The organism is Alkalimonas sp. NCh-2 (assembly GCF_039631345.1).
In the GTDB taxonomy this organism is placed as follows: domain Bacteria; phylum Pseudomonadota; class Gammaproteobacteria; order Enterobacterales; family Alteromonadaceae; genus Alkalimonas; species Alkalimonas mucilaginosa.
The window spans coordinates 318,220-334,716 of record NZ_JBDIUV010000001.1; the positions used below are offsets into that span (position 1 = coordinate 318,220).

Here is a 16,497-nt window from a genome sequence, read left to right on the forward strand (position 1 = left end):
GTTTTTTGTGTAAAGAAAGCAGACGCTTAGCGGCGACGGCCTAACAGCAAGCCAGCTAAGGCCAAACCAAACAGACCTAAAGTGGCTGGTGCAGGCACTGCAACCAGGCTTACGTTATCCAGCATAGCACCACGGCCACTGCCGTCTGAGGTCCAGTTACCATTATCCAACTGACGGACATAGTCACCAAAGGCGCCGAAACCAATGAACATGGTGTCACTGGTGGCTTGCAGCATGTAAGATACCGAGAACCACTGCGCATCTTCGCTTTGTTCAATCATGCTAAGTACAATCGAATCAGCCAGAGAAGCTTCATCTTCGCCCCAGAAGACGTTCAGGCCGTTTTCATTCTCGTTGTTGGTACGGATGCCGTAAGCAAAGGTCAGCTCATACCACTGGCCAATAGCCAGACCGTTCAACTGTTGGTAAATACCAGCGTTGCTACCAGTTGGGTTGGCAACCTCAAAGTGGCTATCCAAATCAACATAAAAATCACCATGTGCCGGTGCAAAACCACCGCCAACAGCATTCTGCCCTTGAATTTCAATGCCGTTACCATACAGCAGGTTCCAACCTGGTAACTGGTTAAATACACCCCAGCCGCCTGAGTTACCATCTGCAGTGCGGATCACCTCGGCATCGCAGGATGCATAAGGTGCATGCGTATATTGAACAAGACAGTCAGCGCTGCCTGGGGTCTGTTCAAAACTACCGTTAGAAATAAGAGAAGCATGCGCACTGAAAGATAGCGCAGCAACAGTAGCAACCAGCGTAGGCAAAAGTTTTTCACGGAACATAGATACACTCCATTGTGCAAAAATAAGAAGAGAGCTTAAACTTACTCAAATCTAAAGCAAAATACATGCCACATATTAAGCCGCTGTTTTCAAAGAGTTTTAACAAATAGGGATTTTGTGCCTGTAAAGAAGCCTGACAAATCAGCCTTTTTTTATATAAGTCGACTAAAAGCGTTCATTTAACCCGGTAAAAAAACTGAAACCTTCGCTTCAGAACGTTTTTTTCGCAGAAAAAAGGAAAAACAAAAAATCCAAGCCACTGAAAAAAAATAACAAAAAACCAAACAGATCAAAATGCAAGCTTTCATGCAAAGATGTTAATAAAGCACGAAAATAAGTAGTTTCTAATCAGTTGGACACAGCGGATGCATTCAAGAGGCCAGCACCGCCAGCATCGGTTAGTACGTGATAGTGTCCCGACGGCGATACAAGAGTGCCAGGCCGGTAAACAGCCACCAAATAGCACAGCCTATCCCCCAGCCTAAAGCAGACCAGCCAAAATCGGCTAGTTGTGATGCACGCAATACAGAAAAACGCTGCATGCTTTCATCCAATGCAAACAGCATCAGACAGCTGCCCCAAAACAACCACTGCCAAGACTTTGACCAACGATACAGCCGCAGCAGCAAAGCGATACACAAAGGCAGCAATGCCCCTACCAGCACATGCATCTGAGCATGGCCGCCAAGAGCACGGATAAAACCTCTTGCAGCCTCATTGGACGCAGGCAAATACATCAGCAATACCAGGCAAGCAATGCCGGCCAGCAGCAGCGCACTGCAAGCGCGAAGAAAAAACAGCATAGGCTCGGGCTTCCCTACCAGAAATAAGTAACAAAACACCGACTAGTTTACTGGTTTTTGCAAATAAAAACACGCGCACTGTGCAGTGCGCGTGCATTGATTTGCCAATAAGGCTGGGTCTTAATCAGGCAGTTTTGCGGCTCAGGCGCAAACCAAGCAGGCCGGCAGCAAGTAATAAAAAGCTGGCAGGGGCCGGTACCGGGGTTGGCTCAGTTTGATCACCAACATAGGTGATCAGGTTTTTAGTCAGCTCTTGCGAGTTTGGTAAATCAAATTGATTCATCATGAAGTTCACATCCAGGATGGTGGTCAGGCTACCTGCCATAGCGTTGGCCAAAGTGCCTACACTAAACGCCAGACCAGAGCCCTGAGCACCATTCGCCGTGGAGGTAATCCACTGGCCGGCACCAGTACCATCAAAGCAACCGGCAGCATTGTAGCTTACCTGTGATACCGCATTTGGGCCATCAAAAGGGGCGTGTACAACCTGATTACTTTGGCAGTTTCCCTGAAAGCCAACAGAACCACCACCTAACAAGTCGATCAGCGACAGGATAGAGTTATTACGCGCCATAAAATTTGAGTTCTCACCCATCAAGAATAAGCCGCCGCCATTACTCAGATAATTTTGGTAGGTGTTAAAAGAACCAGCGTCCAGTGCTGCCCCATTGAAAAAACGTACATCCCAAACCTGGGCATAGCCCGATAAATCGGCCAGCAGATGGTTGCTAACGGTGACTGTATTTCCAACAGCTTCATGTAAGAAGGTCAGATTGTTAGTAACAGCAGCGGTGGTGTGTACTTCTGAGGTTTGATCCGCACCATTGATAATTAAAATAGGCCCTGCGCTAACGATGCCGGAAAATGCCAGACCAACAGCACAAACTACAGGCTTTAATAACTTCATACTTCCTCCATAAAGGTGATTGTTTTCATCAAAATTGACCCAGCACCCTTAGCAAGATAAGCGCCACAATTTAATTACTATAAAATCATAAGCTTATCAGCAACAATCATCTTGTGGTAACTGATACTGTAAAATTAACTGACGTTGTGTAACTTAGGGATGTGAACAGATGCTAGCTGTCTGTTGCTGCCTTGTCCCTACATCCGCCGCTGCCAACATGACAAAAGTTCCTGCCCCTGTTATACTCTTAACATAATAGCAACCGCCTGGCGTAAGAATAAAAATTACATGGATGCGTTTACTTTACAGGTCGTAAATATCGCCGTTGCTTTGGTAATGACGATCACCATGGCTGGTTTGTTGTTGGCAACTCCAAAAGATCAAAGCCTGCTGCATTGGTTTTTTGCTGCCATGTCGTTTTTAGCCTATTCAGCCCTAAGTTTCAGTTATAGCCCAGATCATTGGCCTTACTGGGCCGGCCCGGCATTAGGAAACACCTTACTGGTGGCCAGCTACTTATTGTTGCTCAGCGGTATCGCGATGTTTTTTCAGCGTCCGTACCGCAAGCGAACTCTAACCATCGTATTACTCCTGATCTACGGCGCCAATCTATTACCCTTTGCACAAGCAGACTTGCTGCATAGAGTCCTACTTAACTACCCGCTGCTGCTATTGCTTAATCTGCTCAGTCTTTACTACTTACTCAGCAAAGCCACCTTTGAAACAGCCCGGGCTGCGTTGCTACTTAATATCGTGTTAGTTCTTAACATGATGCAGCTGAGCCTGCGGTTAACCGCCTTTTTGCAACAGCAGTTTGGGGCACAACCGATACTGACCCCGGAGCATTGGTTCAGCATTGGGACCATGGCGGTTATGTTGTTTATGCTGATGGCGATGGTAGGTTGTGTCCTGCTGCTGGTACGGCAAAAGACTCTGCAACTACAAACCTTACTGGAAACAGATCCTTTAACTGGCTGGCTAAATCGCCATTACCTGGAAAAGCGTCTGGATAGTGAGTGGCATCGCTGTCAACGCGAACAACAGCCCTTTAGTGTGCTGGTATTTGATATTGATCATTTTAAACAGGTAAATGATCAGCATGGCCACACTGTGGGCGATCGCGTTTTGCAACACATTACTCAACTGGCAAGGCAACAGCTGCGCGATTACGATTTATTGTTCCGTATGGGTGGTGAGGAGTTTGTCGCCGTCTTGCCTGGGGTACCAGGCGCCAACCTGCAGCAGATTTGTGAGCGTTTGCGACAACATATCGCCACAGCGGCAACACCAGCACCGCTATCCACACCGCTCAGCATCAGTATAGGATGCGCCGTACAGCAGCCTGATACGCCCAACTGGCAAACACTGTTGCAACAAGCCGATCAGGCACTGTACCAGGCCAAGGCTGGTGGGCGGAATTGTGTGGTCTTTGCTACCCCCTCTGAACTGGCCGATGCGATAGCTTGTAGCTAAACGGTTAGCTTAGACCTTGTGGCAGTGCACTTTATCGGAGATAATGGTTTTGAAAAACTCCGCCTGATCACCTATGTTTATAGTATGCACTTATCCTCATAGGTGTCTCAGTGTCTCGCTATTACCTGCATATTGCTGTACTGGTGGCTATATTCAGCCCTTTTGTTTATGCAAACAATGCAGCCGCAACCTTGCATGAAGCCGAGGCTTACCTAACAGTTCAACCAGCGCGCACCATAAGTTTGCTGGACAACATGCCAGCACCTGACAAGCTCCCCCTTAATCTTGCCATTCAACGCAATATTTTGTTACTGCGTGCAGCCGTACCAACCAATGATATGGACAGATTGTTGCAAGTGCTCGATGCGCTCTTTGAACATCAACAGCATGCTGACTTCCAGCAAGAACTAACCGCAATTACCAGTGCCCTGGGCATTTGGCTTCGGCGAAACAATTACCTGCATGATGCCCAGATCAGCCTTAGCTGCTCATACCGACACAGTAAGACAGAGCGTCAACGCCTTACACTGACCAACAGCATGGCCTTGGTAGCCCGACAATTAAATGACATCGACCACGCAAAAACCCTCTTTGAAGAAGCCAGACGAATGGCATTGCAATCTGGCCAAATGAACATAGCCGCGATGACAGAGAATAATCTGGGTTTACTGGCATTGCATGAAGGAAACCTGGCCGCCGCCGAGCCACATTTTCGCGCGGCACTGGCACAGTATCAGGCCATGGACCATCGGGCGGGAAAAATATCAGCCGGCATTAACCTATTGTTTTATTTTGTTTTGCAACACGATGTCACGAACTTCCAGCGCTTGTATCCGCCAACCTCTACCCTAACAACCAACTTTCCGAACGAAGCCAAACAAGCCTTGCTGCTCTGGTTGCATCAAAGGTATCTGCAACTGCAAGGACATGCTATTGACTTGCAAACCAAGCAACAACTCAGCGACGCCTTCGAGCAACTGGAAGACAACCACGTAAAAATACTGATTCAACGCTACCTGGCCGGCGAATTGGGCGTGGATGTGCACGCAGACCCCATCATCAACAACCAAGGCTTCAACCGCCCTTGGTTTAACAGCGTAGTAGCATGCAACTGGCCAACACTCAGCAGTGAAAAACAACAAACAGCTGGGACAATTGGCCAGATTGGTCAGAAAAACGCAGGGCTTGGATCAACTGGCTGCCGCTAAAGCCTGCCATCACATAACGGCACAGCCGGTGAGTTAAGAATGCTTAGGCAGATTTGCAACCTGGCAATCGCTGAGAGGGTGCAGCGGTTAATTTAGCGAAACAAAACGAATCTCCAACCCGCTCGGCTTTGTCGATTGATTAGATACAGCCTCGGTTTCAGCATCAACTGGATTAGCTTCGACCAGGAATCATCTGTTACTATTGTTTTTGACATGATGGAATGCTGTGTGGTTGTTTTTTGGCTAAAATAATTATACCAGCGCATGATGCCGACTAAAAACTCACCACGAAAGATCAACAGCCCAGGGCTGCAGAGCAAAGAAATATATGTTTAAAACGTTTTACATCATTTGTATGTTTTTTTGCTTTTTTTCCCTTCCCATTAAAGCAATGCCAAGTATTTCCGATGCTGACTGGCAGATTATGAACACGTTACCAAGTATCAATGGTGAGGTTAACGCTATTGCCATTGCTGATAATGGTGATGTTTACATTGGGGGCAGTTTTACGGTTTTAGGTGCCTTGTCAGTTTCTGGAATTGCCAGGTGGGATGGTGAGGCCTGGTGGTCCTTAGAGAGCGGAGTCGCGGGCACTGTCCATAGCATCAAAATCCACGATAGCCAAATTTATATAGGTGGCAGCTTTAATCATGCAGGCGGGATCGCTGCGCAAAATATAGCGAAGTGGGATGGCTCACAGTGGCAGGAGATAAGCTATGGGGTCAATGATACGGTGTATGCACTTGACATTGACGCCGATGGATCACTGCTAGTTGCTGGCAGTTTTACTCTGGCAGGTGCTGTTATTGCAAACGGGATCGCTCGGTGGGATGGAACCAATTGGTCTTCATTAGGCGCAGGGGTCAATGGTGATGTCAGAGCCTTAGTTAGACACAATGACGAGTTGTATGTGGGGGGTAGCTTTACCACAGCTGGCGGTATTACCGTTAATCGTATTGCCAGATGGGATGGGAACAACTGGTTCGGTTTGGCTACAGGCGTTAATGGCAGTGTGACATCGCTTGCCTCTGCGGATGGTGTTTTATTTGTGGGCGGGAGCTTCACCGCTGCAGCCGGTGTAGCGGCCAACAGGGTTGCTAAATGGGATGGAGTAGCCTGGGAGGCATTGGGTTCGGGGGTTAGCAATCAAGTAAACGTTTTGCTGTTTGATGGAGAAGCGCTTGTTGTTGGCGGTATTTTTAATTTAGCAGGCGGACAGACTGTGGGTCGGTTAGCTAAATGGAATGGTTCCGCCTGGTCAGGAGTGAGCGGTGGTTTAAATGGCAGCGTTCACGCGTTAGGGCGTGGAGATAGCAAACTTTATGTCGGAGGCGTTTTTAGTGCTGCCGGAGGGGTGCCGGTAGAAAAGTTTGCAGTTTGGGATGGAAGTAACTGGCTTGGCTCAGGTGATGGTCTGAATGGCGTAATAAACGCTTTTACCCAAACCGATGGGGCTATGTACGTTGCCGGTGACTTTACTCGTATTGGCGGGATAGCCGCGAATAAAATAGCAAAGTGGGATGGTGAACATTGGTTTCCACTGGCAGATGGTTTAAATGGCGTTATAAATAGTCTAGCGATACTAGATGGCATGCTTTACGCAGCTGGTAGTTTTAGCATGGCAGGCGAAGTGACCGCGCATAACATTGCCCGATGGGATGGCACAAACTGGCAGGGGCTTGGTTTGGGTGTTAATGGTGTGGTGAACACGATAGTGGCATCAGATACAGAGTTGCTGGTAGGTGGCGCCTTCACTCAGGCCGACGGCATCGTAGTAAATAGAATTGCACGCTGGGATGGCAGTAGCTGGTTTTCGCTGGGTAGCGGCGTTAACAACGAGGTAAGAGCCCTGGCCTTGATGCAGAGCGGGCTTTATGCCGGTGGCAGCTTCACCATGGCGGGCGGCACACCGGTTAATCGATTAGCTAAATGGAATGGTTTAGCCTGGTCTGATGTGAGTGGTGGTTTAAATGGTGTGGTTAATACCTTGACTGTGAGTGATTCTGCATTATTTGTAGGCGGTAGTTTTACCACTGCAGGGGGAAATACCGCGAATCGGATTGCTAAATGGGCAGAGGGAAGTTGGTCAAGTATCGGCTCCGAGGCTGATAATGGCCTGAGCAATTTTGTGCGTGCTATTGCTGTTAAAGGTGGGGTTGTATTTACCGGCGGGGCTTTTGCGTCAGCCGGTAGCATTAGTGCCAGCCGGATTGCTGGTTGGAACGGCAGTAACTGGTTTCATTTAGGAAGTGGTGTCAATGGGAATGTTAACTCCTTACTAATTCGTGACAACAGGCTATATGTCGCCGGTGACTTTTAATATGCTGGCGAGTTATTCTCGCCGTTTTTCGCCAGTGTTGATATTGCAGCTTTTAGTTACTCCATCACTTATGAAAGTAATGGTGCCACTGCGGGCTCGCCACCTGTTGCTCAAAATAAAGACTTTAATTCACCGCTGATTTTGTCTGGCAATACCGGCGGATTGACGAAAACAGGCCATACCTTTAATGGCTGGAATACTGCTACAGACGGCAGTGGGACGGCATTTGCTGAAGGTGCCATTTATAGTGAGAATGCCTCAGCAATCTTATATGCCAGTTGGCTGCTAAACCAATACACGATCACCTTTGACAGCAATGGTGGCTCAGCCCTGGCAACGATCACAGCCAATTTTGGCTCAACCTTAACAGCACCAGCGAACCCGACACGAGAACGTTACACCTTTGCTGGCTGGAACCCTGCGTTCCCAGAAAGTATGCCAGCCAGCGATACCACCCTTACCGCCCATTGGGAATTGAATACCTTCACAGTGCGCTTCCTGGATTGGGACGAAACGTTACTGCAAGTGCTGCAAATACCTGATGGTGAAGCCGTGGTATTACCCCTGTTACCAGAGCGTGAAGGCTTCCGCTTTATAGGTTGGAGTGAAGATTTGGGTAGTATCACCAGTGATCTGGATGTTCGCGCACTGTATGAAGAGCTGTCTTTCGAGGTGTCAGTTAGCGTTAGTGGTGCTGCCATAGTCACGCCGGATCGACAGATGGTGCTGTATGGCCGTCATGCAACTTTTGCGCTCAATCATACCAATGCTGATGATGTGGTCGTGGTAAACAGCGACTGTGGTGCCAGCTATCATGCAGGTGAAATTATTACGGCGCCAATCGTTGCCGGCTGCAGCATTGACGTCACAGTGTATGCGCCGGTCCAGGTTGAGGCAGACAGTACTGCGCCAGGGCCAATCAACCAAATCCGTCCCTTTACGGTATTAGGTGGCAGTGGTGAGCAGCACTTATTGGAAGCGGATTTAACCCGCGCCGGTCGCGTGGTGCCGATGACGGAATACGAGATTAACATGACATTGACCCACCTTGAGGATGGCAGCTACCGCTTTGCAGCAAGCCGAACCGGGCGTTATAGCTTCCGATTTGTGGATGATTCCAGTGGCCAGGTGGTGGAAATCAGCTTTGATGTTTTGCCTTATTTAGCATTTGCCTCAAGCCGGCAGCAAACAGAGCCGGAGTTGGCAACACAACTCTCGGTTTGGTTAAGTGATGAGGCCATTTTCTACCCAGTTTCTGCAACGCTGGTGGCAAATGATGTGGCCTTGAATAGTCAGGTGGTGAATATTCAGCTTGAAGATAGACTGCAGCAAAACCTCACGGCAACTGCGACCTCGGATGCAACGATCTGGTTAGAGGCTGACAGTATTGTCAATGCACTCCCCGGTACTCCGGAAAATCATCGTCTGGTTGTTGTTGAAGAGCCGGCCCCGCTTTCTTTACTCGCAACGGCATTGCAACAGGACGAAGCAACGTTAGTGATTAACCGTCGCAACGGTATGGTTCTGTTATCAGTAGAAGAACAAACAGGTGTCGGTGTGAGTTTTAGCTGGTCAGCAAATGGTTTACCGCTGCAAGTCGATGCAGCACAAGCTAGCTTTGATCCTCAAAATGTCCAGTTAGGAGATTACAGCGTGCTGATTACCGCGACAGATGGTCGTCGAACAGGCCAATATACCCTGACATTGCGGGTGATTGATGGCTGTAACTTTGACAGTTGCGCTACCATTAGCGGTATTCCTGCGGAGCGAAATTCGTTACGAAACTCTAGAAATCGCTTACCAATCTGTCCTATTGTTGAAATGGTGACTAACCGGGTCGGGAATTGTCAGGACCAAGATCTCTTATTTGCCGAGGTACCCTTGTTGTATACCTTGGCACTGGGTATTTTCTCTGGCAATACCTCCTGGAGTTCAGATCAGTTTGGGCTGGCATTAAACGACGGCTCCCTTCCTGATGAAGGATTTACGCAGGTAGGTTACAAGGTGAACCTGGATATCCTTGGTCTCTTAGTGCCGGGCGAGTCTGTACCGGTGATGATCCCGTTACCGGTGGGTACTTCGATACCCCAAGATGCGGTATGGCGTAAGTTTACCACAATGCAATGGCATGATTTTGTGGAAGATGAGAATAATGTGCTCCAATCTGCCGCCCGCGATGCGCTGGGTCAATGTCCGGTAGTATCGTCAGATGTGTGGGAGGATGGGCTTGTTGCAGGGTATGGCTGTATCCGCCTGATTATTGAAGATGGCGGCCCTAACGATGATGATGCCATAGCGAATGGTGTTATCCGGGACCCGGGGGTGCTGGCGATACGCAATCGCTATACCTTAACCTTTAACCCTAATGGTGGCAGCGCTGTGGCGCCGGTAACCCAGTTATTTGGCAGTGCGCTGAATATTGCTCCACCCGTTCGGGAAGGCCATACTTTTATAGGCTGGAGCCCGGCATTACCAGAGACGATCCCGTCTAACAATGCAACGTACACGGCGCAGTGGCAGGTGAATGCGTATCAAATTCGCTTTAATACGGCCGGAGGTCAGGAATTAGCGCCGCTGTGGGTGAACTTTGGCAATCCGATAGTAGCACCGGTACCGGTAAGACAGGGGTATAGGTTTAAAGGTTGGAACCCGTCATTACCTGCGACCATGCCAGCTGGCGATTTACAGGTGACGGCGCAATGGTGTGAGAGCGAAGAGCAGCTGACATCAAAAGGAGGCAGTATGCATGTACTGTGGTTAGTCGGCTTGGGCATACTGGCATGGCTGCGCAAAAGCCGGCTGGGGTTAGTGTGGTTGGCGGTGCAACCTGGCAATCGCTGAGAGGGTGCAGCGGTTAATTTAACGAAACAAAACGAATCTCCAACCCGATCGGCTTTGTCGATTGATTAGATATAACCTCGGTTTCAGTCAAACGATTAACAGCCATATCTTTATCGCTACAGCATTACCGGGCTCAGCTCAAAGCCGGTCTGGATTTACTAATTGATGGTTTTTAAATAACCTTCGGGGACTTGAGTGGGCTCCCCCGTCTGTATTGCCCAGTGAACATCAACAGGTAGTTGTGCTTACGAAGCTATTTATTTTTATCTGCCTCCAAAATTCCTGAACGATCCAACAAAGATGCAGCAAAACAAACCAATAACCGCTACACTTAGCATAGCTACCAGCCCTTCGATTGAGCGATGATAAAACCTGAGTGCTCATGCAGACAACAAGTTACCATTTTCCAACACCAGAAGCGCTTTGCCCGGCTGATTGGGGCAACATTTCTATCCTTCCTGCTGCTACTTTAGTGCAGCTGTATTTGTGTGACCCCCTGGACCATTGGATTGAGCCCTTGCAACAGCTATTGCAGCAACGATTTCCAGATGCCATTGTTGCCGGCATCACCAGCTATGGCTCTTTGTATCAGAGCCAGGTGACTCGTCAAGGATTGACGATGAACATCACCCGTATGCCAAGCAGCCATGCATCGCAATGCTTTATTGAACAGGATGCGACTGATCAGGCGATCAAACAACAGCTACTGAATGCGCTGCAAGCCAATACCAAAGCCGTGTTATTGCACTCTGCCGATTGGCAAGACAGCCACAGTCGCGTTCTTGATGCGCTATACCAGCTAAGCCCTGATACCGTGGTAGCCGGCACCGTTGCATCGCCACAAGGGCCAGACAAGTTGTCCAGTGTGTTCAATGGCACGCACCATTCCAACGATGGTTATTTATTGACTCTGCTGCATGGTGACCAGTTGCAAGCTCAGTCGGTGATCAAGCAAAACTGGTTTCCAATTGGCAAAGCGATGCGGGTAACCAAGGCTTCCGGTTATCGGGTGGATAGCATCGATGGCATGCGTATTCATCAGGTGTATCAGCGCTATTTTGGTGACCTGTCTAAAAAACAGCTGATCGGAATCGCCTCTGTCTTCCCGTTAATGTATTACGGCAAACATCATCAAAAAACAGCATTGCTGCTGCAATCCTTCGAAGATGGCAGCTGTCTGTTCAATCGGCAGATACCGGAAGGGGCCCAGGTTTGGATAGCCTTTGCCAATATGGACAGCCTGTTGGATAACCACTATCTTGAAGACTACCCTTGCCTGCCAGCGGGTTGTGCCTTTATCTTTTCCTGCGGTGGACGGCTGGAATTGCTAAAAGACAGCATCCAGGATGAGCTGGCTCCAATCCGTCAAATGGTGCCAACGGTCGGCTGCTTTGGATTTGGCGGAATCGGGCAAAACCAACAAGGCCAAAACTGCTTACTCAGCCACGCCATGTCGATTCTTTTTTTGTCGGAAGATAACAGCTGTTGCCGCTTTTCTGTATCGCCGACACCGGTCGATCCTAAAGACGAGTTAAGCCTTACCACCAGTGAGCTGTTGAAGTTTCATACTCAGTTGTCCAAAACCTTGATGGCCGATCTGGAACACTCCAATCAACAGCTGGAAAAGCTATCGGTAACGGATACCCTGACAGGCCTGTACAACCGTAAAATGCTTGATCAGGTGCTTGAGCGCGCGTTCCAAAGCTATCAACGCAATGCAGAGCCTTTTGTTGTGCTGTTGCTGGATATTGATCACTTTAAAGCCGTGAACGACACCTATGGCCATTTGGCAGGAGACCAGGTTCTGGCTGCCGTTAGTCAGTGCCTGCGCCAACGCATCCGCCCTAACGATGTATTAGGCCGCTGGGGCGGCGAGGAGTTTTTACTGATTTGCCCTAAAACCACAGCATCAGAGGCCCAGCCACTGGCAGAGCGGTTACGAACAGCGGTGCAAAGCACCACCACCGATGTCCAGGAGCATGCTATCCAAGTCACCATCAGTATCGGTGGTGCCGCCATGCAGTCCAATCTGGGTATTGACGATGTACTTACCCTGGCAGACCGCCAGCTGTATGCCGCCAAAGCAGCCGGCAGAAACCGTAGTATGATTGATCTGGGCTAATTTTCTTGATTGCGAGCATCAACAACTCTGACCCCTTGATTGACCCCTTGATTCAGACTTCCAGGACCGGTTTAATAGTCGCCGAACACTTTAAAGCCATAATTACTCTTTAACTTACCAACAGAGCCCGCTTTAACATTCCATCTTGCTTTAAAAGCTCCGGAGACTTGAGTGGGCTCCCCCGTCTGTATTTCCCAGTGAACATCAACAGTTAGTTGTGCTTACGAAACTATTTATTTTTATCTGCCCCCAAAATCCTGACCCCAAAATCCCCCCGCTTTTATGTGCTCTATCGTCCAATCCTAGCTTTTCTGATAGGATAAACACATTCAGACCTACAAACGCCTTTTCATGATTAACACGGACCCAAGATTACACCAGCTTAAAAAGCTAGCAGCGAAAAATGCTGATATCGGGGCAATATGGCTGTATGGATCCAGAGCACTGGGACGCGAACGGCCAGACAGTGATTATGATTTAGCGATTGCTTTTAATAACTTCAAACTAGATCCTCTCGCCCGTTACACACGTCCACAATGTTTAGCACTTGATTGGGCAGCAGAATTAGGTCTTCCTGAAACAATGTTCTCAATAGTAGATATCAACCAAGCGCCCATCTATCTGGCCTATCAAATTATTGATACTGGCCAGCTACTCTATAGTGATGGCAGCGCACGTGCCTGGCAGGAAATTACCCGCATAAACAGTCTATTTGAGTACCAACAACGAGAAGCAAAACAATGAAAAGTCATGATGCAGGCTTGCAACTCTACTTATCTGAAGCGGCAAAACACAAACTAGACTATTGCCAGCAACTTGATGAGCTACGTGCAGATTTAGCAAAAGGCGAACTGCGCAGGCGCGATTATTTAGCCATTGAACGCCTATTACAACTCCTTACAGAATTAAGCATCGGCCTCGCCAAGCATTGCTTAAAAAAACACCAGCAGCATACTAGTGTAGATGCCTATCAAACCTTTTCAAGGCTACACCAACACGGCATGATTACCGCTGACGAACTGACAGAGTGGCGCCAAATTATTGGTATGCGTAATGGGCTGGTGCATGATTATCTTAATATCGATGTGAACATTGTTCGATTAATTGTGGCGCAAGGCCGCTATCAAACCCTTGCTAATTTTTGTGATAAAGCCATTGAGTTTTTAACCTAGCAAAAAAGGGGCATGTCGAAATTCCCCCCCTGATTACGGATGAGCCGGATTGTGCATACTCATTAGTGATAATCCTCATAATGGACTATTTCAACATCTTTTCCAGTGAAACGAACCTTCGGGATCTGGCCCGGAGGCTAACCCAGGTGGTTACGAAGCTATTTATTTTCATCTGCCCCCAAAATTACAGCGGCTATTTGAACAACCCGCCAAGAGGTAATGCATTTGCATTACCCCTGCTTTGCGGCTAAACTCACAGCTACTAGCCAGCTTGAACCTGCGGAGATTATCGTGTTTGCACAAATGGCTTTGGAAGCAGAATCCACATTGACAGATCGTTTCCAGACAACAGTACCAAGCCCTGTGCGTCAGGCACTCCATCTGAATAAGAAAGACAAGATTAAATACATCATCCAATCCGATGGCAGTGTGTTGATGAAACGAGCTGAAACGGCGGAAACCGATCCTGTGCTGGATCAGTTTCTATCCTTTTTGGCTGTTGATATGCAAAAGCACCCTGAAAAGTTACAACCATTATCTGCGAGTCTGCGTCAGGGCGTGGCATCGCTGGTTGCTGGCGTAGAAGTGGATTTGGATGCAGCATTGTCTGATGAGGATGAATAACTTTGCCAGACAATGTTCCGATGGTGGTCAATGGTTGGACGCTATTTACCCACCCCCTTTTTGCGCAGCAGTTCCAAAGGTTGAAAGACAAAGTTGGGGCATTAAAAGCAAAAGATCCACAGGGGTACACTAAGAAAAACGACGCGAAGCGGTTAGCGGCAATCTATAAGCTGGCTTTTGAGATTATTCCACAAGATCCAACATTGCCAGACTATCGCCAGGGAACCACATTGAGTCACCACAATAAACACTGGTTCCGTGCCAAGTTTTTTCAACAGTATCGGTTATTCTTTCGATACCATCTTGAATCGAAAGTTATTGTTTATGCCTGGGTCAATGATGATAACAGCAAACGAGCCCACGACAGTAAGACGGATGCTTACAAAGTATTCGTAAAGATGCTAAAAACAGGCAATCCACCGGATGACTGGGATGCACTTCTAAACACTGCCAAGGGCACGCAACTCTCGCCTTAGGCATTTAACCTCCTCTTTTTCCGAGACAAGAGGCCGTGAATCTTGGGTCATCCATTAGCCTCTCGCTGACAAATAGCATAACCAAAACCGCGCGCACGCCAACTGCGCTATCTTTATTGCCTGTAAACCAATAACCGGCGCATTTCCGTTCTCGTTGGTCGGTGGTTGTACTTACGATGCTATTTATTTTTATCTGACCCCAAAATGACAACAACTCTGACTCTTTGACTCCTTTCAGCTAACAGGTTTTTTTAAGGATAATAGCTTATGAATTTTCCTAATTACTTTAGCCTCAGTCGCACCAGACAGACCTACCAACCCCAAAACGAGCAATACAAATGCAAACACATAAGCTGCAATAAACTTTTCAATGCCTATCACTGAAAACAGATATAGTGGGAATGGAATTATTATTAGTAACAGCCCTGCGTATAAAAATCCATCAGAGAAAATAAAGTTAAAAAACCAGCTCAGTTTCTGCTTTACACCGTAAGTCACTGTAATTTTTTCATTTTCACGAACAAGCTTACTCGCAACGATGTAAAGCTCTTTGTCTGAGACTTTACCCTCAAGCTGCTTGCTAGCAATTTCTACGTTAACTAACTGCTGACTGGAAAGCTGGTATCCGGTTACTTTATATATGTAACTCTCAACCTGAAGACGTTCTACATGCTGACGAACTGAATTATCCAAATCGACTAAAGCCAAAATCCCCTGTTGGGCGGCGGTCCTATCTTCTGTTTTCTTTTGAAAATAGGCTAAGATTGGTTTCACAAATGGCAGGAGAATTTCCATTCCAACACCTTTATACTTGAGTGAAGTAGAGCATGACAAGCTAATACTTTAACTAGTTCTTATGTGAGTTTTATCAAACTTGCCAAGCGCTTATCTTCACTAGCAGGCAAGAAATTAAGGTTCGCATTTGCCGGAATAAAGGTAATTTCACCGAATAGCACTTTATTATCAACAAGGTAAAAATCTACCCGGCAAAATGGAAAGTCAGGTGCTAGTAGCTCAGCGAAATGAAGCATGTCAGATAATTTTTCAGGCTTGCTCACAGCCTTTCCAGCCGGATACTCTTTTCTGGAAAGGTTTAAAAGATTCCAGTCTGTATCGTAATAGGTATGCTGCTGGTCGAGCCCGGAGCGCTCCGATATAACCTGTATCATGTGAGGTTTTCCATGAAAGCAATAGACCTTGTAGTCTAACAATGCCTTTTCAGCGCCAAATTCAACGAACTCCTCAGCAATCACCTGGTTCTTTATTGGCTTGTACTGCTGCTCACGAGTAATCAGATAGAAGTCAATTTTCAGCCATTTAGCGATCATTTTTCGTAATTGCGCTTCTGAAAATTTTGTTTTATCAGTCACAACCAGGTTATAACCGGAAGCATTATTTAGTTTAAGGACAAAGCGACTCGGTAAGCTGTTTAAAGAAAATTCTTCGGCACAATCATAAACGGCTAAGGTTGGAATCAAAATCGACTCAAGTTGCTTTGATCGGACATAGTCTTTAACGGCAACTTTATCGACATACTTTGAATAGTGTTCTAAACCACCAAAAAGCTTTAACCAATACAATTTCTCTGAAAAACTAACTGGATTGTCTAGATTGATAGCGCGTCTGTTTTTTATAAAGAAAAGAGCCTTGCAAAAGGTAACATCACCGACAAACCTTGTGAGCTTTGACACTACAACCTTTAATGATTGCACTACACTTGTTTTATCCATTATATACTCGACCAAATATTCCCT

At 47.4% G+C, this 16,497-nt stretch carries 14 protein-coding genes; 9 read left to right on the forward strand and 5 right to left on the reverse strand.

Going from position 1 to position 16,497, the window contains the following annotated elements; translation table 11 throughout:
- Nucleotides 1-26: 26 nt before the first annotated feature.
- The 3 genes from ABC502_RS01550 to ABC502_RS01560 form a co-directional block, all read right to left on the reverse strand.
- Nucleotides 27-797 (reverse strand): PEP-CTERM sorting domain-containing protein, encoded by a 771-nt coding sequence (locus tag ABC502_RS01550; protein WP_345914682.1) that lies wholly within the window; start codon nt 795-797, stop codon nt 27-29.
- Nucleotides 798-1,195: 398 nt separating this feature from the next.
- A complete protein-coding gene (locus ABC502_RS01555) occupies nt 1,196-1,600 on the reverse strand; it encodes a hypothetical protein (RefSeq protein ID WP_345914683.1) in 405 nt (134 codons plus the stop codon).
- A 124-nt stretch (nt 1,601-1,724) separates the two neighbouring features.
- Nucleotides 1,725-2,507, reverse strand: coding sequence for a PEP-CTERM sorting domain-containing protein (locus tag ABC502_RS01560; RefSeq protein WP_345914684.1), 783 nt, complete (start codon nt 2,505-2,507; stop codon nt 1,725-1,727).
- A gap of 288 nt (nt 2,508-2,795) precedes the next feature.
- On the opposite strand from ABC502_RS01560, the gene ABC502_RS01565 reads away from it, so the two are divergent.
- From ABC502_RS01565 to ABC502_RS01605, 9 genes are all read left to right on the forward strand, one after another.
- Nucleotides 2,796-3,980, forward strand: coding sequence for a GGDEF domain-containing protein (locus ABC502_RS01565; RefSeq protein ID WP_345914685.1), 1,185 nt, complete (start codon nt 2,796-2,798; stop codon nt 3,978-3,980).
- A 110-nt stretch (nt 3,981-4,090) separates the two neighbouring features.
- Complete coding sequence (locus ABC502_RS01570) at nt 4,091-5,188, forward strand: tetratricopeptide repeat protein (protein WP_345914686.1); 1,098 nt, start codon at nt 4,091-4,093, stop codon at nt 5,186-5,188.
- Between the two features lie 328 nt (nt 5,189-5,516).
- Nucleotides 5,517-7,508 (forward strand): hypothetical protein, encoded by a 1,992-nt coding sequence (locus ABC502_RS01575; RefSeq protein ID WP_345914687.1) that lies wholly within the window; start codon nt 5,517-5,519, stop codon nt 7,506-7,508.
- Between the two features lie 63 nt (nt 7,509-7,571).
- Nucleotides 7,572-10,349, forward strand: coding sequence for an InlB B-repeat-containing protein (locus ABC502_RS01580; protein WP_345915125.1), 2,778 nt, complete (start codon nt 7,572-7,574; stop codon nt 10,347-10,349).
- A 382-nt stretch (nt 10,350-10,731) separates the two neighbouring features.
- Nucleotides 10,732-12,471 carry a GGDEF domain-containing protein gene (locus tag ABC502_RS01585; RefSeq protein WP_345914688.1) on the forward strand — a complete coding sequence of 580 codons (1,740 nt, stop codon included), beginning with the start codon at nt 10,732-10,734 and terminating at the stop codon, nt 12,469-12,471.
- A gap of 351 nt (nt 12,472-12,822) precedes the next feature.
- The gene (locus ABC502_RS01590) at nt 12,823-13,215 is read left to right on the forward strand and encodes a nucleotidyltransferase domain-containing protein (protein WP_330089374.1); all 393 of its coding nucleotides are present in this window, start codon (nt 12,823-12,825) and stop codon (nt 13,213-13,215) included.
- On the forward strand, nt 13,212-13,643 hold the full coding sequence (locus ABC502_RS01595; RefSeq protein WP_345914689.1) for a DUF86 domain-containing protein: 432 nt from the start codon (nt 13,212-13,214) through the stop codon (nt 13,641-13,643). The genes ABC502_RS01590 and ABC502_RS01595 overlap by 4 nt, the downstream gene beginning before the upstream one ends.
- A 291-nt stretch (nt 13,644-13,934) precedes the next feature.
- Nucleotides 13,935-14,267 (forward strand): type II toxin-antitoxin system PrlF family antitoxin, encoded by a 333-nt coding sequence (locus tag ABC502_RS01600; RefSeq protein ID WP_330089372.1) that lies wholly within the window; start codon nt 13,935-13,937, stop codon nt 14,265-14,267.
- A 2-nt stretch (nt 14,268-14,269) separates the two neighbouring features.
- A complete protein-coding gene (locus tag ABC502_RS01605) occupies nt 14,270-14,743 on the forward strand; it encodes a type II toxin-antitoxin system YhaV family toxin (RefSeq protein WP_345914690.1) in 474 nt (157 codons plus the stop codon).
- Between the two features lie 234 nt (nt 14,744-14,977).
- On the opposite strand, the gene ABC502_RS01610 is transcribed toward ABC502_RS01605, so the two are convergent.
- Together ABC502_RS01610 and ABC502_RS01615 are read right to left on the reverse strand one after the other, a co-directional pair.
- Nucleotides 14,978-15,538, reverse strand: a complete 561-nt coding sequence (locus ABC502_RS01610) for a hypothetical protein (protein ID WP_345914691.1) — start codon at nt 15,536-15,538, stop codon at nt 14,978-14,980.
- 59 nt (nt 15,539-15,597) lie between these two features.
- Complete coding sequence (locus ABC502_RS01615) at nt 15,598-16,473, reverse strand: ATP-grasp fold amidoligase family protein (protein ID WP_345914692.1); 876 nt, start codon at nt 16,471-16,473, stop codon at nt 15,598-15,600.
- Between the last annotated feature and the right edge of the window lie 24 nt (nt 16,474-16,497).

Coding starts and splice junctions, on each gene's coding strand:
- ABC502_RS01550 (WP_345914682.1), bottom strand. CDS start 797: ATGTTCCGTGAAAAACTTTTGCCTACGCTGGTTGCTACTGTTGCTGCG.
- ABC502_RS01555 (WP_345914683.1), bottom strand. CDS start 1,600: ATGCTGTTTTTTCTTCGCGCTTGCAGTGCGCTGCTGCTGGCCGGCATT.
- ABC502_RS01560 (WP_345914684.1), bottom strand. CDS start 2,507: ATGAAGTTATTAAAGCCTGTAGTTTGTGCTGTTGGTCTGGCATTTTCC.
- ABC502_RS01565 (WP_345914685.1), top strand. CDS start 2,796: ATGGATGCGTTTACTTTACAGGTCGTAAATATCGCCGTTGCTTTGGTA.
- ABC502_RS01575 (WP_345914687.1), top strand. CDS start 5,517: ATGTTTAAAACGTTTTACATCATTTGTATGTTTTTTTGCTTTTTTTCC.
- ABC502_RS01585 (WP_345914688.1), top strand. CDS start 10,732: ATGCAGACAACAAGTTACCATTTTCCAACACCAGAAGCGCTTTGCCCG.
- ABC502_RS01590 (WP_330089374.1), top strand. CDS start 12,823: ATGATTAACACGGACCCAAGATTACACCAGCTTAAAAAGCTAGCAGCG.
- ABC502_RS01595 (WP_345914689.1), top strand. CDS start 13,212: ATGAAAAGTCATGATGCAGGCTTGCAACTCTACTTATCTGAAGCGGCA.
- ABC502_RS01610 (WP_345914691.1), bottom strand. CDS start 15,538: ATGGAAATTCTCCTGCCATTTGTGAAACCAATCTTAGCCTATTTTCAA.
- ABC502_RS01615 (WP_345914692.1), bottom strand. CDS start 16,473: ATGGATAAAACAAGTGTAGTGCAATCATTAAAGGTTGTAGTGTCAAAG.